The 22,778-nt window shown below is 69.1% G+C and carries 23 protein-coding genes and 2 pseudogenes; 9 read left to right on the top strand and 16 right to left on the bottom strand.

Annotated elements, in window-relative coordinates:
* Positions 1-224: 224 nt before the first annotated feature.
* Positions 225-503, top strand: coding sequence for an accessory factor UbiK family protein (locus CNE_RS01645; RefSeq protein WP_013955417.1), 279 nt, complete (start codon positions 225-227; stop codon positions 501-503).
* An 81-nt stretch (positions 504-584) separates the two neighbouring features.
* Complete coding sequence (locus CNE_RS01640; protein WP_013955416.1) at positions 585-1,790, top strand: YifB family Mg chelatase-like AAA ATPase; 1,206 nt, start codon at positions 585-587, stop codon at positions 1,788-1,790.
* Between the two features lie 10 nt (positions 1,791-1,800).
* Here the strand turns inward: CNE_RS01640 and CNE_RS42680 are convergent, their stop codons facing one another.
* From CNE_RS42680 to CNE_RS01615, 6 genes and pseudogenes are all read right to left on the bottom strand, one after another.
* Positions 1,801-2,184 (bottom strand): glucose-6-phosphate isomerase, encoded by a 384-nt coding sequence (locus tag CNE_RS42680; protein ID WP_013955415.1) that lies wholly within the window; start codon positions 2,182-2,184, stop codon positions 1,801-1,803.
* Positions 2,126-3,433 (bottom strand): annotated as a pseudogene (locus CNE_RS41980) (hypothetical protein). Before CNE_RS41980 ends, CNE_RS42680 begins: the two are co-directional and overlap by 59 nt.
* Positions 3,433-4,920, bottom strand: coding sequence for a glucose-6-phosphate dehydrogenase (zwf, locus tag CNE_RS01630; protein WP_013955412.1), 1,488 nt, complete (start codon positions 4,918-4,920; stop codon positions 3,433-3,435). Before zwf ends, CNE_RS41980 begins: the two are co-directional and overlap by 1 nt.
* A gap of 58 nt (positions 4,921-4,978) precedes the next feature.
* Entirely contained in the window at positions 4,979-6,010 is a 1,032-nt protein-coding gene (locus tag CNE_RS01625; protein ID WP_013955411.1) for an SIS domain-containing protein, read from the bottom strand.
* Positions 6,003-7,106 carry an N-acetylglucosamine-6-phosphate deacetylase gene (gene nagA, locus CNE_RS01620; protein ID WP_013955410.1) on the bottom strand — a complete coding sequence of 368 codons (1,104 nt, stop codon included), beginning with the start codon at positions 7,104-7,106 and terminating at the stop codon, positions 6,003-6,005. Before nagA ends, CNE_RS01625 begins: the two co-directional genes overlap by 8 nt.
* Complete coding sequence (locus CNE_RS01615) at positions 7,103-8,065, bottom strand: porin (RefSeq protein ID WP_013955409.1); 963 nt, start codon at positions 8,063-8,065, stop codon at positions 7,103-7,105. The genes nagA and CNE_RS01615 overlap by 4 nt, the downstream gene beginning before the upstream one ends.
* A gap of 292 nt (positions 8,066-8,357) precedes the next feature.
* Here CNE_RS01615 and CNE_RS41975 point away from each other — a divergent pair, with 292 nt between their 5' ends.
* A complete protein-coding gene (locus tag CNE_RS41975) occupies positions 8,358-8,576 on the top strand; it encodes a GntR family transcriptional regulator (RefSeq protein ID WP_228772305.1) in 219 nt (72 codons plus the stop codon).
* Positions 8,525-8,986 carry a GntR family transcriptional regulator gene (locus CNE_RS41970; protein ID WP_238553028.1) on the top strand — a complete coding sequence of 154 codons (462 nt, stop codon included), beginning with the start codon at positions 8,525-8,527 and terminating at the stop codon, positions 8,984-8,986. Before CNE_RS41975 ends, CNE_RS41970 begins: the two co-directional genes overlap by 52 nt.
* Here the strand turns inward: CNE_RS41970 and CNE_RS01605 are convergent.
* The 3 genes from CNE_RS01605 to CNE_RS01595 form a co-directional block, all read right to left on the bottom strand.
* Entirely contained in the window at positions 8,968-9,156 is a 189-nt protein-coding gene (locus tag CNE_RS01605; protein WP_013955407.1) for a hypothetical protein, read from the bottom strand. The genes CNE_RS41970 and CNE_RS01605 overlap by 19 nt on opposite strands.
* A gap of 78 nt (positions 9,157-9,234) precedes the next feature.
* Positions 9,235-9,882 carry a LysE family transporter gene (locus CNE_RS01600; RefSeq protein ID WP_013955406.1) on the bottom strand — a complete coding sequence of 216 codons (648 nt, stop codon included), beginning with the start codon at positions 9,880-9,882 and terminating at the stop codon, positions 9,235-9,237.
* Positions 9,883-9,965: 83 nt separating this feature from the next.
* Positions 9,966-10,565 (bottom strand): hypothetical protein, encoded by a 600-nt coding sequence (locus CNE_RS01595; protein ID WP_041227710.1) that lies wholly within the window; start codon positions 10,563-10,565, stop codon positions 9,966-9,968.
* 148 nt (positions 10,566-10,713) lie between these two features.
* On the opposite strand from CNE_RS01595, the gene CNE_RS01590 reads away from it, so the two are divergent.
* The 3 genes from CNE_RS01590 (at position 10,714) to CNE_RS01580 (ending at position 14,119) form a co-directional block, all read left to right on the top strand.
* Entirely contained in the window at positions 10,714-11,220 is a 507-nt protein-coding gene (locus CNE_RS01590) for a SoxW family protein (protein WP_013955404.1), read from the top strand.
* A gap of 112 nt (positions 11,221-11,332) precedes the next feature.
* The gene (locus CNE_RS01585; protein ID WP_013955403.1) at positions 11,333-11,869 is read left to right on the top strand and encodes a TlpA disulfide reductase family protein; all 537 of its coding nucleotides are present in this window, start codon (positions 11,333-11,335) and stop codon (positions 11,867-11,869) included.
* Positions 11,870-12,019: 150 nt separating this feature from the next.
* Positions 12,020-14,119, top strand: coding sequence for an ATP-dependent helicase (locus tag CNE_RS01580; RefSeq protein WP_041227708.1), 2,100 nt, complete (start codon positions 12,020-12,022; stop codon positions 14,117-14,119).
* Between the two features lie 9 nt (positions 14,120-14,128).
* Here the strand turns inward: CNE_RS01580 and CNE_RS01575 are convergent, their stop codons facing one another.
* The 7 genes and pseudogenes from CNE_RS01575 to CNE_RS01550 form a co-directional block, all read right to left on the bottom strand.
* Positions 14,129-14,548: an aldehyde dehydrogenase family protein gene (locus CNE_RS01575; protein WP_013955401.1), complete on the bottom strand. Its 420-nt coding sequence runs from the start codon at positions 14,546-14,548 to the stop codon at positions 14,129-14,131.
* 151 nt (positions 14,549-14,699) lie between these two features.
* Positions 14,700-14,807: pseudogene (locus CNE_RS39035) on the bottom strand (helix-turn-helix domain-containing protein); the annotation flags it as partial.
* A gap of 59 nt (positions 14,808-14,866) precedes the next feature.
* Entirely contained in the window at positions 14,867-16,063 is a 1,197-nt protein-coding gene (locus tag CNE_RS01570; RefSeq protein WP_013955400.1) for a class I SAM-dependent rRNA methyltransferase, read from the bottom strand.
* Between the two features lie 208 nt (positions 16,064-16,271).
* Positions 16,272-16,580 carry a YbeD family protein gene (locus CNE_RS01565; protein WP_013955399.1) on the bottom strand — a complete coding sequence of 103 codons (309 nt, stop codon included), beginning with the start codon at positions 16,578-16,580 and terminating at the stop codon, positions 16,272-16,274.
* Positions 16,581-16,641: 61 nt separating this feature from the next.
* On the bottom strand, positions 16,642-17,841 hold the full coding sequence (locus CNE_RS01560) for a D-alanyl-D-alanine carboxypeptidase family protein (protein ID WP_013955398.1): 1,200 nt from the start codon (positions 17,839-17,841) through the stop codon (positions 16,642-16,644).
* Between the two features lie 62 nt (positions 17,842-17,903).
* On the bottom strand, positions 17,904-18,545 hold the full coding sequence (locus tag CNE_RS01555) for an alpha/beta hydrolase (RefSeq protein ID WP_010814862.1): 642 nt from the start codon (positions 18,543-18,545) through the stop codon (positions 17,904-17,906).
* 148 nt (positions 18,546-18,693) lie between these two features.
* Positions 18,694-19,014 (bottom strand): (2Fe-2S) ferredoxin domain-containing protein, encoded by a 321-nt coding sequence (locus tag CNE_RS01550; protein ID WP_010814863.1) that lies wholly within the window; start codon positions 19,012-19,014, stop codon positions 18,694-18,696.
* A 391-nt stretch (positions 19,015-19,405) separates the two neighbouring features.
* Here CNE_RS01550 and CNE_RS01545 point away from each other — a divergent pair, with 391 nt between their 5' ends.
* Both CNE_RS01545 and CNE_RS01540 read left to right on the top strand, forming a co-directional pair.
* Positions 19,406-20,701: a dicarboxylate/amino acid:cation symporter gene (locus CNE_RS01545; RefSeq protein ID WP_013955397.1), complete on the top strand. Its 1,296-nt coding sequence runs from the start codon at positions 19,406-19,408 to the stop codon at positions 20,699-20,701.
* 70 nt (positions 20,702-20,771) lie between these two features.
* Positions 20,772-22,778, top strand: a complete 2,007-nt coding sequence (locus tag CNE_RS01540; RefSeq protein WP_013955396.1) for a sensor histidine kinase — start codon at positions 20,772-20,774, stop codon at positions 22,776-22,778.

Genomic DNA, 22,778 nt, shown 5'->3' with positions numbered 1-22,778 from the left:
TGCCCTGCAGCGAAGCCAGATCGGGTTAAAAGGTGTGAACGCGGATACGCCGGAGCTTTCGTCCACGTGCCTCACGGGCGATAATTGAGTCCTGACGGTGGCTGCGTGCCGCGACACACAAGGCCGCGCGCCCGCAATCGGGGCGCCCAAATCCTGTGCGAAAGCGCGCTATACGCCAGATGCCCACCCGGATTGGCACCAGTTAGGTGCGCAAAGGAGAAACCATGAAACCGACCGATCTCTTCAACGACCTGCAGAACAAGGTCAGCGAGGCGCTGCGCAACTCGCCGGCAAGGGACATCGAAAAAAACGTGCGCAGCATGATGACCCAGGGCTTTGCCAGGCTGGACCTGGTCACGCGCGAGGAATTCGACGTCCAGTCGCAGGTGCTGGCCCGCACCCGCGCCCGCCTGGAGGAACTGGAGGGCCGCGTGGCGGAGCTTGAGCGCCGCGCCGGCATCCCGCCCGGCGCCGGCGCGGTGGACTCGACCGGGGGCGCGTGAGCACGCCGGACCTGCCCGATCCCGCCAGCCTGCCTGAAGGCCGCCACTCCTGGCGGCCTTTTTCGTTAACGGTTCGATTTCATGAGCCTTGCCGTCCTACGCAGCCGGGCACTGACCGGCATCGCCGCGCCGCCGGTGCGGGTCGAGACCCACCTAGCCAACGGCCTGCCGGCCTTCACCATCGTCGGCCTGGCCGACACCGGCGTGAGCGAAAGCCGCGAGCGCGTGCGCGCCGCCATCCTCAACAGCGGCTACGAGTTTCCCAACCACCGCATCACCGTCAACCTGGCCCCGGCCGACCTGCCCAAGGAATCCGGCCGCTTCGACCTGGCATCCCGCGGTCCCGACATGCGCGACGTGCGCGGCCAGGCGCAGGCACGCCGGGCCATTGAAGTGGCGGGCGCCGGCCAGCACTCCGCCCTGCTGGTGGGCCCGCCGGGCACCGGCAAGTCAATGCTGGCGCAGCGCCTGCCCGGGCTGCTGCCGCCGATGACGTTGCAGGAAGCACTGGAATCCGCCGCGGTCATGAGCCTGACGCCGGGCGGCTTCCGCACCGCGCTATGGGGCCAGCGCCCGTGCCGGTCGCCGCACCACACGGCATCCGGGCCGGCCATGGGCGGCGGCGGCGGCAACCCGCGCCCGGGCGAGATCTCGCTGGCGCACCACGGCGTGCTGTTCCTGGACGAGCTGCCCGAATTCGACCGCAGGGTGCCGGAAGTCCTGCGCGAGCCGCTGGAATCCGGCCGCATTACCGTCACCCGCGCCGCCGGCCACGCCGACTTCCCCGCCTGCTTCCAGTTCGTCGCCGCGATGAACCCCTGCCCGTGCGGCTACCTCGGCCATCCCGACCGCCCCTGCCGCTGCACGCCCGACCAGGTGCGGCGCTACCAGTCCCGCATCTCCGGCCCGATGCTCGACCGCATCGATCTGCAGGTGGAAGTCCCCGCGCAGGACCAGGGCGAGATGCTCGACGGCCCGCCCGGCGAACCCAGCGCCGTGGTGCGCACCCGCGTGCTGGCCGCGCGCGAGTGCCAGCTGGCCCGGCAGGGCAAGCCAAACAATGAACTGGGCGGACGGGAGATTGAACTGCACTGCACGATGGAACCGCAGGCGCAGGCATTGCTGCGCGGCGCGATGACGCGGCTGGCGTGGTCGGCGCGGTCGTACTACCGCGTGCTGAAGGTAGCCCGCACCATCGCCGACCTGGAAGGTGCCGAGGTGCTGACCGCCGCGCACGTGGGCGAGGCGATCCAGTACCGGCGGGCGTTGCGGATGGCGGGCGGTTGAATGCCTCGGCCTAACCGACAAGCGAAGCCAGCGTCGCCGCCCCCGCCGGATCCATCTCCTTGGGCACCTCGCGCCGCGCCAGGCACGCCTGCATGGCCGACGCGATCGCCTTGCCCAGTTCCACGCCCCACTGGTCATAGGCGTGGATGCCCCAGATCGCGGCCTGCACGAAGACCTTGTGCTCGTACAGCGCGATCAGCGCGCCCAGGGACGCGGCGTCGAGCATGTCCAGCCAGAGCAGGCTGACCGGCACGTTGCCGGTGAAGGTGCGATGGGGTGCCAGCCGTGCGGCCTCCTGCGGCGGCAGGCCGGATGCCGACAGCGCGGCCAGCGTCTCATCGTGGTTGCGTCCGCAAGACAGCGCGCTGGCCTGCGCCAGCAGATTGGCCAGCACCAGCTGGTGATGCTTCTGCGCCCGCAGCAGCGGCACCTCGCAGCGGCGCGTGCCGATCAGGTCGGCCTGCACACCAGGTGCGTGCCCTGGTGCAGCAGCTGGAAGTAGGTGTGCTGCCGTCCAGCCTCAGGCCGCCCCAGACGATGAAGCCGGTATCGTGTTCCACTACCCTGCCCGCCGCGTCCACGCGCTTGCCGCACGACTCCATGTCCTGCTGCTGCAGGTAGGCGGGCTGCCTGGCCAGCGGTGCCGCGTAGGGCGCGACCAGCTGCGTCGGCGCGCCCAGGAAATTGCGGTTCCAGATGCCGCACAGTGCCATCGCCACCGGCAGGTTTTGTGCGAGCGGGGCGCTGCGGAAGTGCGTGTCCATGGCGTGCGCGCCGTCCAGCAGCGCGCGGAACTGGCGCGGGCCGGCGGCGATCATCACCGGCAGGCCGATGGCCGACCACAGCGAATAGCGTCCGCGGACCCAGCCCCAGAAACGGAATACCTGCTGCGGCAGGTAGCCCTCGGCCACGGCACACGCGGCGTTGGCAGTGATTGCGGCGAACTGCGCCGGCACTTGTTGCGCTGGACAGCCGTGGTCCAGCAGCCATTGCCGCGCCGAGGCGGCATTGATCAGCGTGTCGTGCGTGGTGAAGGTCTTGGACGAGACCAGGAACAACGTGGTGGCGGCATCGGCCTGGCGCAATACGGCGCATAGCTGCGCCGGGTCCGGGTTGGAGACGAAATGCAGCTGCACGGCGTCGCTGGCGTGCGCGGCCAGCGCCTCGCAGGCCATGCGCGGTCCCAAATCGGAACCGCCGATGCCGAGGCTGACCACATGCCGGACCGGCGCGCCGCCGAAGCCGCGCACGTGGCCATCGCGCACGGCATCGGCGAAGTCGCAGGCGTGCGTCAGTTCCGCATCGATTTCCGCCGCCAGCTGGCGGCCCTAGGGTGGATGCGCGTCGGCGCCGCCGCGCAGCGCGACGTGCAGCACGGCGCGGCCTTCGGTGGCGTTGACGGGCTCCCCGGCGAGCATGGCGTCGCGCTGCGCCTCGATGCCCGCGTCTTGCGCCGGGGCCAGCAACGCTTCATGGACAGTGCCGTTGATGCGTTGCCGCGTGAAGTCCAGTTCGATGCCGGCAGCCGACAAGCGCGCATAGTCGCCGCGGCCCGGCTCGAGCACCAGTTCACGCAGATGCGGCAGCGGCTGCACCGCCAGCGCGGCGAGAGCCCGCCATGCAGGGCGTTCGGTCAGCCGCATCACGCCTCCTCCGACCACTGCACGCCTTCGCGCGCCATGAACGCCGACGATGCCGCCGGGCCCCAGGTGCCGGCGGTATAGGGGCGCGGGCCTTCGTCCTGCTGGCGCCACGCTTCCAGGATCGGGTCGACCCAGGTCCAGGCGGCCTGCAGTTCGTCGCGCCGCACGAACAGCGCCAGCCGGCCGCGGATCACGTCGAGCAGCAGGCGCTCGTAGGCTTCGGCGCGCCGGGTGGTGAAGGCCGAGTCCAGGTTCAGCGCCAGGCTCAGCGGTTTCAGCTTCATGCCCTCGCCCGGCTGCTTGACCATCAGCGTCAGCCGCACCGACTCTTCCGGCTGCAGCCGGATCACCATGCGGTTGGGTTGGAGCGTGCTGCCGGCATCGAAGATCGAATGCGGCACCTCGGCAAAGTTGATCACCACCTCGGTCACGCGCTCCTGCATGCGCTTGCCGGTGCGCAGGTAGAACGGCACCTTGTTCCAGCGCCACGTGCCCAGTTCGGCGCGCATCGCGACGAAGGTCTCGGTGCGGCTGTCGGGCGGAATGCCTTCTTCCTGCAGGTAGCCGCGCACGAGCTCGCCGGCGATGGCGCCCGCGGTGTACTGGCCGCGCACGGTGTTGCGGCGCACGTCCTCGGGCGACATCGGCCGCAGCGAGCGCAGTACCTTGAGCTTTTCATCGCGCACCGCATCGGAGGTGAGCGATGCCGGCGGCTCCATCGCCAGGATGCTGACCAGCTGCAGCAGGTGGTTCTGCACCATGTCGCGCATGGCGCCGGCCTCGTCGTAGAAGCCGCCGCGCGTGCCCACGCCCACGGTCTCGGCCACGGTGATCTGCACGCTGCGCACGAACGGCGTGCGCCACAGCGGCTCGAAGATCGAATTGCCGAAGCGCAGCGCCATCAGGTTCTGCACCGTTTCCTTGCCCAGGTAGTGGTCGATCCGGTAGGTGCGGTCCTCGCTGAAGTAGCGGCTGACCACCTCGCCGATGCCGATGGCCGAGGCCAGGTCCACGCCCAGCGGTTTTTCCAGCACCAGCCGCGTGTCGTTGGCGATCAGGCCATGGCTGGCAAGGTTGTCGCAGGTGGCCGCGAACAAGCCGGGCGGCATCGCCATGTAGTAGATGCGCAGCGCGTCCTGGCGCAGCTGCGCGGCCAGCGCCGGATAGTCCCCGGACTGCGAGGCGTCAACGTGCACGAAATCCAGCCGCTGCAGGAAGGTCTGCCATTTGGCCGGCTCGAGATAGCGCGCTTCGACAAAGGGTTGCGCGCTTTCATCGGCAAAATTGACAAAGGCCTCGCGGTCCCAGCGGTGCCGGCCCACGCCGATGATGCGGGTGCCGTCGGGCAGGTTGCCGTCACGGTGGCACATGTAGAGCGATGGCAGCAGCTTGCGCGCCGACAGGTCGCCGGCGCCGCCGAAGATGACGAGGTCCAGCGGCCGCGCGTCGGCTGTACCGGAGGAAGAGGCGGTTCGGGTGGTTTGCATGACGGACTCCTTGCTTGCCGGGGCGGCGTGGGGCGGTATTGGGGCAGTATGGGCCGGCTCAGCGCGTCTCGGTCACCTTGCGCAGGTACTGCGGCTGGTCGGGATTGCGGCCGCGTGCCAGCGCCAGCGCCTGCGCGGCGACATAGAAGCTCTGGATGGCGCAGATCGGATCGAGCAGCGGATGGCCGGCCGGCACCAGTGGCAACTCCGGGGGCAGCTCCGCATCAACCGTGCCAGGAGGCGCCGCCAGCAGCACGCGCGCACCACGCTTGCGCATCTCGGCGGCCAGCGCCAGCAGCCCGGCCTGTTCCGGTCCGCGCGGCGCGAACACCAGCAGCGGGTAGCCGTCGCCGATGATTTCCATCGGGCCATGCCGCACTTCGGCGCCGGAGAAGGCCTCGGCTTGAATGCCGGAGGTCTCCTTGAGCTTGAGCGCCGCTTCCTGCGCGATCGCCAGGCCCGCGCCGCGGCCCAGTACGATCATGCGCTCCACGTCGCGCAGCGCGGGCACCAGCGCCGACCAGTCCTGCGCTGCCGCTTGCTCCAGCGCGGCCGGCAAGCCTGCGCAGGCATCGACCAGCTCGCGCTCGCCGCTGCGCGCGGCCTCGAGATGCCCCACCAGCAGCGCCGACATCGACAGCATGGCGATATAGCTCTTGGTCGCGGCCACGCTCTGCTCAGGCCCGGCAAGCAAGGGCAATTCATACGCGCACGCCTGCGCCAGCGGCGAATCCGGGGCGTTGACCAGCGCCACGGTGGCGGCGCCGCCGTCGCGCAGCGCCTGCATGGTCTCGACTAGGTCCGGGCTGCGGCCCGACTGCGAGAACGCCACCGCCAGCTGCCCAGCCACGCGCAGCGCGCTGTCGTGCAGCGTCACCGTCGACATCGGCAGCGAGGCCACCGGCACGCCCAGCCGGCGCGTGACCAGCGTGGCGAAGTAGCTGGCGGCATGGTCCGAACTGCCGCGCGCCACGGTCAGCGCCGCGGGCCAGGCCTGCGCGGCGAGTTGCGCAGCCAGCGCGGCCACGCGCGGCGCCTGCGCCAACTGCGCGGCCACCACGGCCGGCGCGCTCAGCGCCTCTTCAAGCATTCTCGACACAGCATTCTCCTTCGACATAAACGGTGCGCACCGAGAGCGCGCGGTCCAGCACGACCACGTCGGCCCAGCAGCGCTGTGCCAGCATGCCGCGGTCGGACATGCCCAGGTACTGGGCCGGATAGAGCGACACGCGCCGCGACGCATCGGCCAGGTCCAGCCCGATCGACACAAAGTTGCGCAGCGCCTGGTCCATGGTCAGCACGCTGCCAGCCAGCGTGCCGTCAGCCAGGCGCACGCTGCCGTGGGCCTTGTAGACGGTCTGGCTGCCCAGGTGGTACACGCCGTCCGGCATGCCCGCGGCGGCGGTGGCGTCAGTCACCGCATACAGCCGCGGAATCGCGCGCAGCGCGGCGCGGATGGCGCCGGGGTGGACGTGCAGCAGGTCGGGGATCAGCTCGGCAAACTCGGCATGCGCCAGCGCTGCCGCGACCACGCCGGGCGCGCGGTGCTGCAGTGGGGTCATTGCGTTGAACAGGTGGGTGAAGCCGCTGGCGCCGGCGTCCAGCGCGGCCACGGCGTCCTCATAGGTGCCCAGCGTGTGGCCCAGCTGCACGCGCACGCCGCGTGCGGCCAGCAGGCGGATGATGTCCAGATGCCCCGGCAGCTCGGGCGCCAGCGTCACCACCTTCAGCGGCGCGGCGCCCAGGTACTGCTCCAGTTCTTCGGGCGTGGCAGTGGCCGAGGTATCCGGCTGCGCGCCCAGCTTGCCGGGGTTGATATATGGCCCTTCCAGGTGCACGCCCAGCATGCGCGCCGCGCCGGGCGGGCGCTGCGCGCAGGCCCGGCCCAGCGCCTGCAGTGCGGGCAGCAGCACGTCGTGCGGCGAGGTCATGGTACTGCCCAGCAGGCTGGAGGTGCCAAAGCGCACATGCGCGCGCAGGATCACTGGCACCGCGGCCTCGCCATCCATGAAGTCCTTGCCGCCGCCGCCGTGGTTGAGCAGGTCGACAAACCCCGGCAGCACGTACGGGGCATCGTTGTGCTCAGGCGAGGCGGGCACGCCCTCAATGCGCGCGATGCGTCCGTCCGGGCCGGCATGGATCTCTCCGAAGATCCAGCCGGCCGGTGTCAGGATGTTTCCTTTCATGGCAATGCTCTCCAATACATTTCAATCACCGGCCAGCCACCGTCAGAACCGGTGGATGATGCCGGCATTGCCCTGCTGGTTCGCCCCGGCGCGCGGCATGGTGTCCGGCGACGCCTCCACCGAGACGGTGGCATGCGCGAGTTGAACACCGACGCCACCGTGCCATACGGCGAGGTGCGCTTCGACAAGTCATACTTTGCGCCCAGTGTGACAAGCGTGCCATGCCCGCCGCTTTTGTTCAGGGTGGCGTAGTAGACGCCGGACAGCCGCGTCAGCGCCGGCAGCAAGCGGTAGTTGGCGCCGACCCATGCCATCTGGCTGCGCGTGGCGGCGTAGGAGTTCTCCGGCGTGGCCACGGTATCGCCCGAGGACACGGTCAGGTTGTAGCCGGCAAACAGGCGCAGGTTGTTCAGCGCATAGCTGCCGCCTAGCGTGTACTGGCGCGAACTGGCGTACAGGTTGTCCATGCGGCTCTGCGCGTCGCGCAGTTCCTCGTAGATGCCGGTCAGGTTCAGGTTGCCCTGCGCGTACTTGATGGCCGCGCTCAGCTGCTTGCCGCTGTTGAAGCTGCCCGCCATGCCGTCGCTGCCGGCCTGCGCGCGCACACTCAGCCCGCCCCACACCGGCGAGTTGTAGGTCGCGGCATTGAGGCGCGAGCCCCAGTTGCGGCCATAGACCAGGGTGGCGACCGAACTGGCCTGCAGGCCCATCGGGTCGATCGCGCCGCTCTCGTCATCGGTCAGGCTCATGGCCCGGCCCAGCAGCTGCGTGCCCCAGTCGTTGCTGGCCAGGCCCACTTGCGCGCGCCGGTTGAATAGCGGATCGTAGCGCCCGGTGCCGGAGGTGATCATGCCCTCCAGGTTGAAGACCCGACGCAGTCCGCCGCCAAGGTCCTCGGCACCGCGCATGCCCCAGAAGCTGACGCCGTACTGGTTGCTGCCGAAGCGGAAGGTGCCCACGTCGCCGCCCGGGCGGGCGATGCCGTTGACCTAGTCGAGGCCGGCCACGGCGCGGCCGTACAAGGTGATGCCGGTGCCGGCGGACTGGGCGCAGGCGCCCCCGGCCGACGCTGCGAGCAGCGCCGTCAGAGCAATGCGTTTCATGATCAATGACTCCTGGATAGGCAGACGGTATCCACCGGCGCGGCCGTCGTTGTTGTGGCCGATGGGGAAGGTCGACCGCAGCCGCGCACGGCTGCGGCGGCGGGGGGCAGGTGGGCATGGCTTGCAGGGCGCGCTCGAAAGCGGCCCCGTGTCCGTCAGCCGCATGGCCGAAGGCGATGTGGGCGGTGTCATCGCCGATCCCCTGGGGATTTCACGCGTCACGGCCCGCCGCGCCCAGCAGGTGCTGGCGGAGGAAGGCGCGATCACGCGCAGCCGCGGCGCGGGCACCTTTATCGCGCCGCGCCCTGAGCCGAAGTGGCGGCGCGGCTGGACAACTTCAGCGAGCTGGCGCGCCGGCGCGGCATGACGCCGGCCAGCGAGCGGGTGGCGTTCGAACGCCGCCGCGCCACGACGCAGGAGGCCGCGGCGCTGGCACTGCCGGACGCCGATGAGATCGTCAGGCTGACCCGCCTGCGCAAGGCCGACGGGCAGATTTTCTGGATCGATGTGACCACGCTGGCGCTGGCCGTGCTGCCCGACGCCAGCGCCATCGGCGAATCGCTGTACGCCTACCTGGAGCGGATCGGCAAGCCGGTGCTGCGCGTCACCGAGAAGCTGCGCGCGATCGTGGCAACCGAGGAGCTGGCCGCACGACTGGGCATCGAGCCGGGCGAGCCGCTGCTGCACATCCGGCGCACCGGCTACACCCATGACGACCAGCCGGTCGAACTGACCGACGCGTACTACCTGAACGACTTCTACGAACTGACGCCGTAGCGCCCCGCATGCCCGGCCACCGGCGGCTCGACCGGGGGCGGGGTCGGGTCTTCCTCTGGCGGCAACGGCAAGTCCGGGGGGATGCCCGGCGGCCCGGGCTCTTCGACCGGGGGCACGGTATGGCGCGGCTGCAGGCGCGCAACGGCGCGGGGGTTCGGCAAGGCGGGCATGCGGGGTCTCCGTGGCCGGGTTTCCTCCTCATTGAAGCAAACCCGGCCGGTGCGCGCCAGTAATGATGCAAGCCCTGCTCAGGCGTGTTGCCGGCGCACGAAGAACAGCGCCGCGCCCACCGCCATCAGCACGCTGCCAAAGAAGCGGTTCTGCCAGCGCACCGCGCGCGCATTGCGGAACAGCCCCTGCATGCGCGAAGCCAGTAGCGCATAGCCATGCATCACCACCAGGTCCACGCAGCACATGGTGGCGGCCAGGATCGCCAGCTGCAGCGCCAGCGGCCGGTTGGGATCGATGAACTGCGGCAGCACCGCGACCATGAAGATGATGCCCTTGGGGTTGGTCACATTGGTCAGCAGGCCGGTGGCAAAGCGCCGGCGCCGGCTCATCACCGCCACGCGCACGGGGGCGGCGCCGCCACCCTGGTCCGCCCCGCTCTCCATCTTCGCGCGCCATTGCTGCACGCCGAGGTAGATCAGGTACAGCGCGCCAATCGTCTTGACCACCATGAAAGCCTGCTCCGAGGCCAGCAGCAGCGCGCCCAGCCCGCCGCCCGCCACCAGCAGCACGATCACCAGCCCGGCCTGCAGACCGAAGATGGTGGTGGTGGTCCTGCGCAGCCCATATGAGAGCCCATGGCTCATCGACAGCACCGCGCCCGACCCCGGCGACACGGCGATCACCCAGCACGCAGCGAAATAAGCCAACCACACTTCCCAACGCATCCCTACTCTCCTTTGACGACAACGATGCCGGGGCCACGATCCCGCAGCCACGGCACAAACAATTTTTCCTGCGGCGCGGCGCGTCAGAACGGGTGGAAGCCGCCCAGGAACTGCTCCACCTGCTCGGCCTGGCGCGCGCGCGCGGCATCGCCCGATTCCAGCACCACCGCCTGGTACGCGCGCGTACCCACGGCCACCAGGCGCGCCGTCAGCCGGCGCGGCGACTGGTCCTGCGGCGACACCCCGCTGGCCTGCACTTCCACGCCGGCAAGCGGGCGGCCCGGACGGTCGGCACTCATCATGGTGACCGGCCGCGCGCGCGGCTCGCCCGACGGCGTGCCAAGGTTGGCCAGCAGGCCGGCCTGCATCGCCGCCAGCGCCTCGCGCCGCAGGGCTTCGTCATCGGCGGGCAGCGTCACCACGCCCACGGCGAAGAGCGTGTCGTCGACGCGCGCGGCTTCCATCGTCATCGGCAGCTTGCGCCCGGCAATGGTCACGTCGCGCGCGGCGCTGGTGGGCTTGCCCGGATACAGCGCGGCATAGGCGCCCTCGCCAGACTGGATGGTGCGCCAGTCATAGCGCGGCGAACAGGCGCACAGGGCGAATGCCAGCACGGCGGCACAGCACAGCAGCGGCCGGCGGACAGCGGCAGGAAAGCTCGGCGGGGGCGGCACAAGACGCATCGGGAATCCATGGGGGGACGGCGCGCACAGGCTGCGGGCGGCGCTGGCGGGCGCCATCGCCTGCGGGCGGAAACCGGTATTATCCCGAAAGCGGCGCGCCAGTGCTTGCCGCGCCGCTCCCACTACCCCCTGCCCCCACGTTCCTGCCATGCCTGCCGCCCGCATCGCCCGCCACGTCTTTGCCACCACCAGCCTGCGCTGGGTGGCCGCGAGCGCGTTGCTGGCAGCCGCAACCAGCATGCCCGCCGCCGCCAGCCCCGCTCATCTGCCGCCGGCCACCGACCTGGCCGCCCACGGCACCGAGGCCGCGCGCCGCGGCGAGCCGCTGGTGGTGCTGGTGTCGATGCCGGGCTGCAGCTATTGCGATGCCGTGCGCCGCAACTACCTCGGCCCGCAGGCCGCCGCCGGCGAGATTGCCGTGCGCGAACTCGACATGACCTCCGACACCCCGCTGCGCGATGCCGACGGCAGCCTGACTACCGCGCGCGCGTGGGCGCGGGCGCACCAGGTGCAGGTGGCGCCCACGGTGCTGTTCCTGGACCGCCAGGGCCGCGCCGCCGCCGGCCCGCTGCGCGGCATGCAGCCGGATTTCTACGGCGCCTACCTGGAACAGGCGCTGGACCAGGCACGCGCCGCCATCGCCACCCGGCGCTGAACGGATTGGCGCGCTTGCGGCAGATTGCCGCAGCCCGGCCCCGCGCAGCGCGCGAACGCCCGCGGCATTAGAATGTCCCAATGCTGACCCGAACCTGCCTGACCCGGATTCCATGACCACTGCTGCTCCTGCCATCAAAACCTCCCGCAAGCCCTGGCCCATCGTCGTGGCCGTGGTCGTGCTCGCGCTGCTGGGCTGGTTCGGCTACCGCGCGCTGTCGCCGGCCAATACGGCCCCGGCGGCCACCTTCACGCTGCTGTCGGGCGAGAAGGTCAGCACCGCCGACCTCAAGGGCAAGGTCTACATGATCAACTTCTGGGCCACCAGCTGCGCCACCTGCGTCAAGGAAATGCCGGACATGGTCCGCACCTATGAGCAGTTCAAGGGCAAGGGGCTGGAATTCGTCGCCGTGGCGATGAACTACGACCCGCCCATGTATGTGATGAACTACGCCAAGACGCGCGGCCTGCCGTTCAAGGTGGCCATGGATTCCGACGGCGCCGCGGCCAAGGCCTTCGGCAATGTGCAGCTGACGCCGACCACCTTCGTGGTAGACAAGGACGGTCGCATCCTGAAGCGCTATGTGGGCGAGCCCGAGTGGGATGCACTGCACAAGCTGCTGGATGGCGCGCTGGCAAAGTCCGCGTAACGCTCCCGGCGGCAACCGCAGCGAAAAGGTGCTCATTGAGCACCTTTTTTTGTTTTTAGGCACGATCGCCAGGGCAGCAGGTTGCGCGACATCCCTGTATGGATATACAGTTGGCGCCAGCCTTTTCTGAGCCTTCCCCGAGCCCCGCCTGTGACTTTGGACCTAGCCCCCGCCGCCGACCTCGCGGCCCCTGACGCCGATGACGTCCCCGCCTACCTGTCCCGGCTCAACCCGGAGCAGCGCGCCGCGGTGGAACACGGCAGCGACGCGCCGCTGCTGATCATCGCCGGCGCCGGCTCGGGCAAGACCAATACGCTGGCGCACCGGGTCGCGCACCTGGTGCTGGCCGGTGCCGATCCGCGCCGCATCCTGCTGCTGACGTTCTCGCGCCGCGCCGCGGCCGAGATGGGACGGCGCGTCGAGCGCATCGTCGACCAGGCACTCGGCACCCAGACCGGCGCGGGGCGCGCGGCGCTGCAATGGTCCGGCACCTTCCACGCCATCGGCGCGCGCCTGCTGCGCGAATACGCCGAGACCCTGGGCCTGTCGCCCGCCTTCACCATCAGCGACCGCGGCGATGCCGCCGACCTGATGCACGTGGTGCGCCACGACCTGGGGCTGTCAGAGACCGCGAGCCGCTTCCCGAAGAAGGAAACCTGCCTGTCGATCTACTCGCGCGTGGTCAACACCCAGGCGCTGCTGGAAGACGTGCTCAGGCAGCAGTTCCCGCGCTACGCGATGTGGGCCGATGCGCTGCGCACCCTGTTCGCCGGCTATGTCGAGGCCAAGCAGAAGCAGCATGTGCTGGACTATGACGACCTGCTGCTGTACTGGGCGCAGGCCATGGCCGAGCCCACCATCGCGCAGGACATGGGCGCGCGCTTCGACCATGTGCTGGTCGACGAATACCAGGACACCAATGCGCTGCAGGCGTCGATCCTGCTGGCCATGCGACCGGACGGCCGCGGCCTGACCGTGGTGGGCGACGACGCGCAGTCGATCTACGCCTTCCGCGGCGCTACCGTGCGCAATATCCTGGACTTCCCGGCGCAGTTCACGCCGGCCGCGCAGCAGGTCACGCTGTCGCAGAACTACCGCTCGACGCAGCCGATCCTGCAGGCCGCCAACGCCGTGATCGGGCTGGCGGCCGAGCGCTATACCAAGGACCTGTGGTCCGAGCGCGCCTCGGCCGAAAAGCCCGGCGTGATCGTGGTCAACGATGAGGCCGACCAGGCCCGCTACGTGGTCGAGCAGGTGCTGGCGCGGCGCGAGGCCGGCCTGACGCTGATGGCGCAGGCGGTGCTGTTCCGCGCCGCCGACCACAGTGCGCAGGTGGAGATCGAGCTGGCCCGGCGCAATATCCCGTTCGTGAAGTTCGGCGGACTGAAATTCCTGGAGTCGACCCACGTCAAGGACGTGCTGGCGGTGGTGCGCTGGCTGGAAAACCCGCGCGACCGCATGGCGGGCTTCCGCACGCTGCAGCTGCTGCCCGGCATCGGCCCCAAGACCGCGGCGCGCGTGCTGGATGCGATGGCGCTGGCCACCGAGCCCTTGTTCTCGCTGGAGGAATTCGAGCCGCCGCCGGCCGCCGCGCCCGCCTGGGCCGACCTGCTGGCGCTGGCGCGCGCGCTGATGGCGCCCACCTCGCCGTGGCCGTCGGAGTTCGAGCAAGTGCTGGCCTGGTACGCGCCGCACCTGGAGCGCCTGCACGACGATGCCGCCGCGCGCCAGGCCGACCTGCAGCAGCTGGAGCGCATCGCCGCCACCTACGGCGCGCGCGAGCGCTTCCTGACCGAGCTGACGCTGGACCCGCCCAGCGCCTCCAGCGACGAATCCGGCGTGCCCTCGCGCGACGAGGACTACCTGATCCTGTCGACCATCCACTCCGCCAAGGGCCAGGAGTGGAAGGCGGTATACGTGCTCAATGCGGTCGACGGCTGCATGCCGAGCGACCTGGCGACCGGCACCACCGAAGAGATCGAGGAAGAACGGCGGCTGCTCTATGTGGCGATGACGCGGGCCAAGGACCACCTGGACATCGTGGTGCCGCAGCGCTTCTATGTGCATCAGCAGGTAGGCTTCGGCGACCGGCATGTGTATGCGTCGCGCACGCGCTTCCTGCCGAATCGCGTGATGCCCAACTTCCACAGCCGTGCCTGGCCGCCGCCGCCGATGCCGGGCGAGGCGCCGGCAAGGCCGGCGCTGGCGCCGGTGGACCTGGCCAGCCGGATGCGGAATATGTGGCGCTGAGCCTGTGCGCTACCCCGGCGCCAGCGCGATGTGCTTGTATTCGACGAAGTCATCGATCGCGGCCACGCCGTTGAGCCGGCCCTGCCCCGACTGCTTGTAGCCGCCCTCCTCGAATTCGTCGTAGACCGACGCCCAGTTGTTGATCCACACGGTGCCCGCCTCGAGCGCGCGCGCCATGATGCGCGCCACCAGCGCATTTGTCAGCGCCGTCTGCCCCGGCATCTTGATCACCGCCGTGCAGCCCGCCGCCAGTGCCGGCGCCAGCGAGCGCACCATCAGCACCACCGGCGAATTCCACGGCGCGATGATGCCGGCCACGCCCATCGGCTCGCGCAGCACCAGCGACAGCCGCCCCGGCCGCGGCTCGGCGGCGCGGCCGTATTCGGTGAGCGCGAGCCCGGCGTAGTAGCGCAGCTTGGCCGGCACCATGCCGACCTCGAAGGCCGCGCAGGCTCGTATTGGCGGCCAGTACGGCGTCCTCGGCCTCGCCCACGATGCGCACGCAGTATTCGTGGAAGACTTGCCCCGCTTCGGTCGCCGCGGCACCGCGCCCGCGTTGCAGCATCACGGCGCCGAGCCGTTGCTCCAGCATCTGCACACGCTGGCTGATCACCGACTTGGTCGTGTCCAGCCGCCGTGCCGCCTCGGTAATGCTGCCGGCATCGACCACGGCCACGAAGGCATGCATTTCAGAGAGTTTGTTCGTGACTCGCGCCTGCCCGTCCGTGAATGCGTGGCCTGGCTGGCCTACGCCACCTTTTCCAGCAGCAATCCCTTCAGGTACTCCCCTTCCGGGAACGCGGCCAGCATCGGGTGATCCGTGCCCGCCGACAGCCGCCGCAGGATGCGCGCATCGGCGCGCGCATCGGTGACCGCGCCCGCCACGATCTTCTGGAACAGCTCCATGCTGATCGCGCCCGAGCACGAGTAGGTGAACAGCAGCCCGCCCGGGCGCAGCAGCTGCATGCCGACCAGGTTGATTTCCTTGTAGGCGCGCGCGGCGCGGTCGATATGCTGCGCCGACGGGGCGAACTTGGGCGGGTCCAGCACGATCAGGTCGAACTGGCGACCCTCGGCGCGGAATTCACGCAGGGTCTTGAACACGTCGGCATCGAGCCAGGTGGCGCGCTCGGGTTCGAAGCCGTTGAGCGTGACATTGCCCGCGGCGATCTTCAGCGCCTCGCCCGATGAATCGATCGAGGTCACCGAGGTGGCGCCGCCGCGCAGCGCCGCCAGCGAGAAGCCGCCGGTATAGCAGAAGCAGTTCAGCACCTCGCGCCCGACGGCCAGGTCGCCCACAAGCTTGCGGTTGTCGCGCTGGTCGACATAGAAGCCGGTCTTGTGGCCGTTGCGCACGTCGACGTAGTAGCGCACGCCGTGCTCGGTGACCGACAGCGCCGGATCCGGCTCGGCGCCGGCCAACACGCCGGTCACCAGCTCCAGGCCTTCGCGCTGGCGCACGGCGGCATCGGAACGCTCATAGACGTTGGGGCAGCCGGTCTCCTTGACCAGTGCCTGCACGATCGCGGTCTTCCAGTGTTCCACGCCGGCCGAATTGAACTGGCACACCAGCTGGCCCTTTTCACCATTGCCGTAGTAGTCGACGATCAGGCCGGGCAGCCGGTCGGATTCGCCGAAGATCAGCCGCACCGCGTCGCTGTCCTTCACCCATTGGCGCCGGTAGGCAATGGCCGCGGCCACGCGGCGCTTGAACAGGGCGTGGTCGACCGGCTCGTTTTCATCGAAGGTCCACGCGCGCGCGCGGATCTGCGACTCGGGGCTGTAGGCGGCCTTGGCCAGGAAGCGGCCGTCGGCGGCGCGCACGATCACGGTTGCGCCCGGCTCGCAGCGCCCTTCGGTCGTGGCAATGCCGGTGGCGTAGATCCACGGGTGGCGGCGCAGCAGGGATTTTTCCTTGCCGGGTTTCAGGGTGATGGTGTTCATGTTGGTATGGGGAAACTGCAGGCCACCAGCAATTGAAACTGGCGCGAACGCATCAAGGCGGCACCCCTCTCCCGCTTGCGGGAGAGGGGTGGGGGTGAGGGCGGGAGCGTCGACGAAGTGATGCGTGTCGGTATGCCAGCGCCTGCCCTCACCCCCTGCCCCTCTCCCGCGCGCGGGAGAGGGGAGAAAACAATGCGGGAAAGACGCCTTAGAGGACGACCTTCACCATCGGATGCGACGTCAGCGCCCGATACAAGTCGTCGAGCTGCTCGCGGCTGGTGACCCACACTGTCACGGTCAGGCCCAGGTAGTTGCCGCCGCTCGAGGGGCGCATTTCCATCTTGCCTGCGTGGAAGTCGGGATCGAATCCCTGCACCAGCTCGACGATGGCCTCGGCAAAGCCGTCCTGCATCGCGCCCATCACCTTGATGGGGAAGTGGCTGGGATACTCGATCAGCGACTGCTCCGGCGGGATATCGCCAGGCTTGTTGCCGCTGCCTTGGTTGTCGGTTGTCATGTCGGATTCTCCGGCACGAAACCGGCGCGCCGCATGGCGCGCCAGCTTGCGCGCATTCAGGTCACTTGCGCTTGAACCACAGGCGGATGGTGTCCCACAGGCGGCCGAAGAAGCCGGCCTCGGGCACTTCTTCCAGCGCCACCACCGGGAACTCCGCCACCTTGTTGGTGCCGTCCATCAGCTTGACCATGCCCACCTGCTGGCCCGCCGAGATCGGCGCGATCAGCAGTTCCTGGCGCTCCAGCACCGGCTTGAGGCGCCCGCCGGTGCCCTTGGGCACGGTGACGAAGGTCTCGTTCTGCACGCCGATCTTGACCGTGCCGCTCTTGCCCTTGTAGATGTCCGGCGTGGCCAGCACCTGGCCCTTGTCGTACAGGCGCAGCGTGTCGAAGAACTGGAAGCCGTAGTTGAGGATCTTCAGGCTTTCCTGGGTGCGCACCTGTTCGGTGGTGGTGCCGATCACGATCGAGATCAGGCGGCGCGAGCCGTCCGGCACGTTGGCCAGCGGCCGCTTGGCCGACGAGATCAGGCAGTAGCCGGCGGACTTGGTGTGGCCGGTCTTGACCCCGTCCACGGTCGGGTCGATATACAGCAGGCGGTTGCGGTTGGGCTGCCTGATCTTGTTATAGGTGAACTCCTTCTGCGAGTACATGGCGTAGTACTCGGGGAAGTCCTTGATCAGGCGCGTGGTCAGCGTCGCCAGGTCCACCGCGGTGGTGTAGTGGTTCGGGTCGGGAATGCCGTCGGTGTTGGTGAAGTGGGTGTTCTTCATGCCCATGCGCTGGGCCTCGCGGTTCATCATCGCGACGAAGCCCTCCTCCGAGCCGCCCACGGCTTCGGCCAGCGCCAGCGCGGCGTCGTTGCCCGACTGCACGATCAGGCCCAGCAGCAGGTCCTGCACGGTGACCGGCTTGTTGGGCTCGATGAACATGCGCGACTCGTCGCTTTTGACCTTGAGCACCAGGCTGGTCGGCACCACCGACTGGTCCAGCGTCAGGCGCTTTTCCTTGAGTGCCTCGAACGCGAGGTAGGCGGTCATCAGCTTGGTCAGCGAGGCCGGCTCGATGCGCGCGTCGGCATTCTGCGACGCCAGGGCCTGGCCGCTGGTCACGTCATACAGCATCCACGACTTGGCTGCGACCTGCGGCATCGGCACGCCCTGCGCCAGGACGGCGGCAGGCGCGGCGGCCAGCACGACGGCGGCGGCGATGGCGGCGGGAGCAAAAGCGGACGAAAGGCGTGTCGTGGCTCTATTCAGCATGTTTCTGTTTTCCGACAGTAAGAAGGTGGCGCGGGGATGGTCCGGGTGGCGGCGTGCCGGCCTCACCGGTCCCACGCATTGACGACGAGCTGCTTGATCAGATGCAGCTTGCGGTGAAAGAAATGGTCGGCGCCGGGGATCACGATCACCGGCAGCTCCTGCGGGCGGGCCCAGTCGAACACGCTGGCCAGCGGCACGGTGTCGTCCTGTTCGCCATGGATCACGATGGTATCGGCCGGAACCTCGGCCACCTGCCAGCGGCTGGCGGCGGTGCCCACCAGCACCAGTCGCTGCGCGGGCGTGCCGGCCTCGGCCAGGCGGCGTGCCACGTGGGTGGTGACGAAGCTGCCGAACGAGAACCCGCCCATGGCCAGCGGCAGCGTTGCGGCCTGTGCCGACCACGCGGTCTGCTGGCGCATCCAGGCCACCACGGCCAGCAGGTCGTCCTGCTCGGCGATGCCGTTGTCATGCTCGCCGGCGCTGCCGCCCACGCCGCGGAAGTTGGGGCGCACCGTAGCATAGCCCAGCTGCACGAAGCTGCGCGCCAGCGTCTGCGCAACCTTGTTGTCCTTGGTGCCGCCGAACAGCGGATGCGGATGCGCCACCAGCGCCAGGCCGCGCGGCTCACCTTGCGGCAGGTCTACCGAGAGATCGATCGCACCGGCGGGACCGGCAATGGAAAGTACCTGGGTATGCGCGTTCATGATGGCGGTCAGGATGGCGGTGAAGCAAGCGCCCGGCGGCAAGCCCGGGCAAAAATGAAAAAAACCGTCCGGCTGGCGGGCGGCGGGCAATACGGCAAAGCGGCGAAACAGGGAAACAACAAGCCGGCATGCGCCGGCCTCGGTTCGTTCAGCGGTCCACCATCAGCCGTTCGACAGGCTTGCCCTTCATCAGGTGGCTGTCGATGATTTCGTCGATGTCGTGCTCATCGACAAAGGTGTACCAGATGGCCTCGGGGTAGACCACCAGCACCGGGCCGAGTTCACAACGGTTCAGGCAGCCTGCCTTGTTGATGCGCACCCGGCCTTCGCCGCCGGCGATGCCCAGTTCCTTGCAACGCTTCTTGGCGTATTCCTGCATCGCCTGGGCGTTGTGGTTGGCGCAGCAGTTCTCGCCGGCCTCGCGCTGGTTCAGGCAGAAGAAGACGTGGTGCTGGTAGTAGCTGCTCATGCGTACGGTGTGAGAAGGCGGCCCCGGACGGCGGCACAGCCCGGACGGCATTGAACGGAAGCTCGGAATTATACGGTGTCGCGGCGGCATGTCCGCGATGGCGGCGCCCTGGCACGGCCGTCGAAGTTGCCGCCGGCTCCCGGCGGGTGGCGCTTCGCGCACCTGTGATGCCTCCGGCATTCCGAAACCCCGGAGCCACACCGTCCGGATTTCCGGAATCCCGGAGGCCGCGCGCCCCTGCCAGGCCGTCGTTTCCTTGTGAATCAACCAGTTAGCAATGCCGGTTTGACTGGCACGGCGGTTGCGAATTCCCTCCCTGAACGCGCCGCAACCGTGACGGCGCGCAGCCCGCGCGGCCCCGCCGGGTACGGTCAACACCGAGGACGACATCATGAGAAAACCCTTCTACAAGATCCTGTACGTGCAGGTCCTGTTCGCCATCTTCGTCGGCATCCTGCTCGGCCACTACTGGCCAGACACCGGCGTGGCCATGAAGCCGCTGGGCGATGGCTTTATCAAGCTGATCAAGATGATCATCGGCCCGATCATCTTCTGTACCGTGGTGACCGGCATCGCCGGCATGAGCGACATGAAGAAGGTCGGCCGCGTGGGCGGCAAGGCGCTGCTGTACTTTGAAGTGGTGTCGACCTTCGCATTGCTGATCGGGCTGGGCGCCGCGCACCTGCTCAAGCCGGGCGTGGGCTTCAACATCGACCCGGCCACGCTGGACACCAAGGCCATTGCCCAGTACGTGTCCAAGGCGCACGGCCAGAGCACGGTCGAGTTCCTGATGCACATCATCCCGGACACGGTCTTCAGCGCCTTCGCCAACGGCGACATCCTGCAGATCCTGCTGGTGTCGCTGTTCTTCGGCGCCGCGCTGGCCGTGCTCGGCGAGCGCGCGCGCATCGTGGTGCAGCTGATCGAGCAGGTCTCCAAGGTGTTCTTCCACATCGTCCACGTGATCACCAAGGTGGCCCCGATCGGCGCCTTCGGCGCGATGGCGTTCACCATCGGCAAGTACGGCCTGGGCTCGCTGGTGCCGCTGCTCAAGCTGATCGGCACCTTCTACTTCACGGCCATCGTCTTCGTGGTGTTCGTGCTGGGCACGGTGGCGCGCCTGACCGGCTTCAGCATCCTGCGCTTCATCTCGTACATCAAGGAAGAGCTGCTGATCGTGCTGGGCACCAGCTCGTCGGAAGCGGCGCTGCCGCACATGATGGAGAAGCTGGAAAAGCTCGGCTGCTCGCGCTCGGTGGTGGGCCTGGTGGTGCCCACCGGCTATTCGTTCAACCTGGACGGCACCAACATCTACATGACGATGGCGGTGATCTTCATTGCACAGGCAACCGGCATCGAGCTGACGCTGATGCAGCAGCTGACCATCCTGACGGTGGCGATGATCACCTCCAAGGGCGCCAGCGGCGTGACCGGTTCGGGCTTCATCACGCTGGCCGCGACGCTGGCGGTGGTGCCGACCATCCCGGTGGCGGGCATGGTGCTGATCCTTGGCATCGACCGCTTCATGAGCGAGTGCCGCGCGCTGACCAACATCATCGGCAACGGCGTGGCCACGGTGGTGGTCTCGGCATGGGAGCGCGAGCTTGACCGCAAGAAGCTCAACAGTGTGCTGCAACACGGCGGCCGCGATGCTGAAGTACTGGCCGACGCCGGCCAGAACGTCTGACGCCATGCGGGTGGCTGCCCCGGCCACCCGCCAGCGAGTATCATCGGCGCGACAGCCTTCGCGCGCGCCGATGCCACACTCAGACGACTTTCTCGCCGTGCATGACCCCGCCGCCCCGTCTGCCGCGCATCCGGCCCATGCGCCGGACAGCGGCAACGGCCGCTGGTGGGGCTTTGCGGTCGCCCTGGCCGCAGGCCTGCTGCTGCTGTGCGCGCTGACCTGGCTGGTCTCGGTCCAGCGCGGCCTGGCCACCCTCCAGCAAAGCACAGCCACGCGCGCCGACCGCTACGCCGCCACGCTGGAAAGCACCCTCGACCGCTACGAATTCCTGCCCGCGCTGGTCGCGCTGCACCCCTTCGTGCGCGGGCTGCTGGACTCCCCCAACGACCCGCAACGCGTGGCCGCCGCCAACCAGTACCTGGCGGAGGTCAATCGCCGCGCGCATGCCTCGGCCACCTATGTGATCGCCGCCAACGGCATTGCGCTGGCGGCCAGCAACCACGGCCAGCCCGGCAGCTTTGTCGGCACCGACTACCGCTTCCGCCCCTACTTCCAGGCCGCCGCGGGCGGCAAGATGGGGCGTTTCTATGCCATCGGCATCACCAGCGAGGAGCCCGGCTACTACCTCGCGCAGCCGGTCGAGTCGGGCGGCAAGGTCATCGGCGTGACCGTGGTCAAGCTCAACCTGGAGTGGTTCCAGCGCGCCGGCAGCGGCGCCGAGCCGCTGATGGTCAGCGACGACCATGGCGTGATCTTCCTGTCGTCGGTGTCGGCCTGGCAGTACCGCACCCTGCGCCCGCTGCCGCCGGCGCTGCAGGCCGAGATGGAAAACACCCGCCAGTACCACGGCCGCGCAGTGACGCCGCTGCCGCTGGAGCCGCTGACCTCGCCGGTCACGCGCTGGCTGGCGGACACCACACTGACCGACGGCGCGCGGCTGGTGCGCGTGCGCGACGAATCGCCCGCCACCAGGACCACCTTTGCCCCGGACGGCGCCGAGCGCGCCGACCGCTACCTGGAACTGGGCCGCACGGTCGGCCCCGCTGGCTGGACCATGCAGGTGATGGCGCCGCTGGAGCCGGTGCTGGCCAATGCGCGCAACGCCACCGTGGCGGCGGCGCTGGCCTATGCCTGCATCTGCCTGCTGCTGGTCAACTGGCGCCAGCGCCGCCAGCGCGCGCGCGACATGCAGTACAGCCGCCGCCTGCTGGAGGCCGCCTACGACCAGCTGGAGCGCCGCGTCGAGGCTCGCACCGTCGACCTGATGGCGATCAATGAAAAGCTGGAAGATGAAGTGGCCGAGCGCACCCGTGCGGAAAGCGAGCTGCGCGCGGCCCAGGACGAACTGGTGCAGGCCAGCAAGCTGGCCGCGCTGGGGCAGATGGCGGCCGGCATCACGCATGAGCTGAACCAGCCGCTGGCGGCGCTGCGCACGTTCTCGGACAACACCCGCGTGCTGCTGGAGCGCGGCCAGCTGGCCGCGGCCGAAGGCAACCTCACCGCCATTGCTGACCTGACCGAGCGCATGGGCAAGATCACCAGCCAGCTCAAGCTGTTTGCCGGCAAGGCCCGCCCGGTGCGCCGGCCGGTGGCGCTGCGCGCGGCGGTCGACCACGTGCTGGCGCTGCTGGCGCCGCGGCTGGGCGCGGTTACGGTCAGCGTCACCGGCCTGGACGCCCTGCCCGGCCTCGCCGTGCGCGCCGATGAGCTGAAGCTGGAGCAAGTGCTGCTGAACCTGCTCGGCAACGCGCTGGATGCGATTGCGGCAGCCGCGCCGGCGCGGGGACAGATCGATCTCGACGTGCAGGCAGAAGACCACGCCGTCACCGTCGTCGTGCGAGACAACGGCACCGGCATCGCGCCGGAAGCGCTGCCGCGCCTGTTCGAACCATTCTTCACCACCAAGGAAACCGGGCAGGGCCTGGGGCTGGGGCTGGCGATCTCGTCGTCGATCGTGCGCGAGTTCGGCGGCCAGCTGAGCGTGGCCAACGTGCCGGGCGGCGGCGCGCAGTTCACGCTGGTGCTAGCGCGCGCCCCCGCCATCGATCCGGCACCATCGGTTTCCGCCTCTCAATGA

This window comes from Cupriavidus necator N-1, from assembly GCF_000219215.1.
Taxonomy (GTDB): domain Bacteria; phylum Pseudomonadota; class Gammaproteobacteria; order Burkholderiales; family Burkholderiaceae; genus Cupriavidus; species Cupriavidus necator.
The sequence above is the reverse complement of the archived record's forward strand: the minus strand, read 5'-3'. Positions and strand labels throughout refer to the sequence as shown.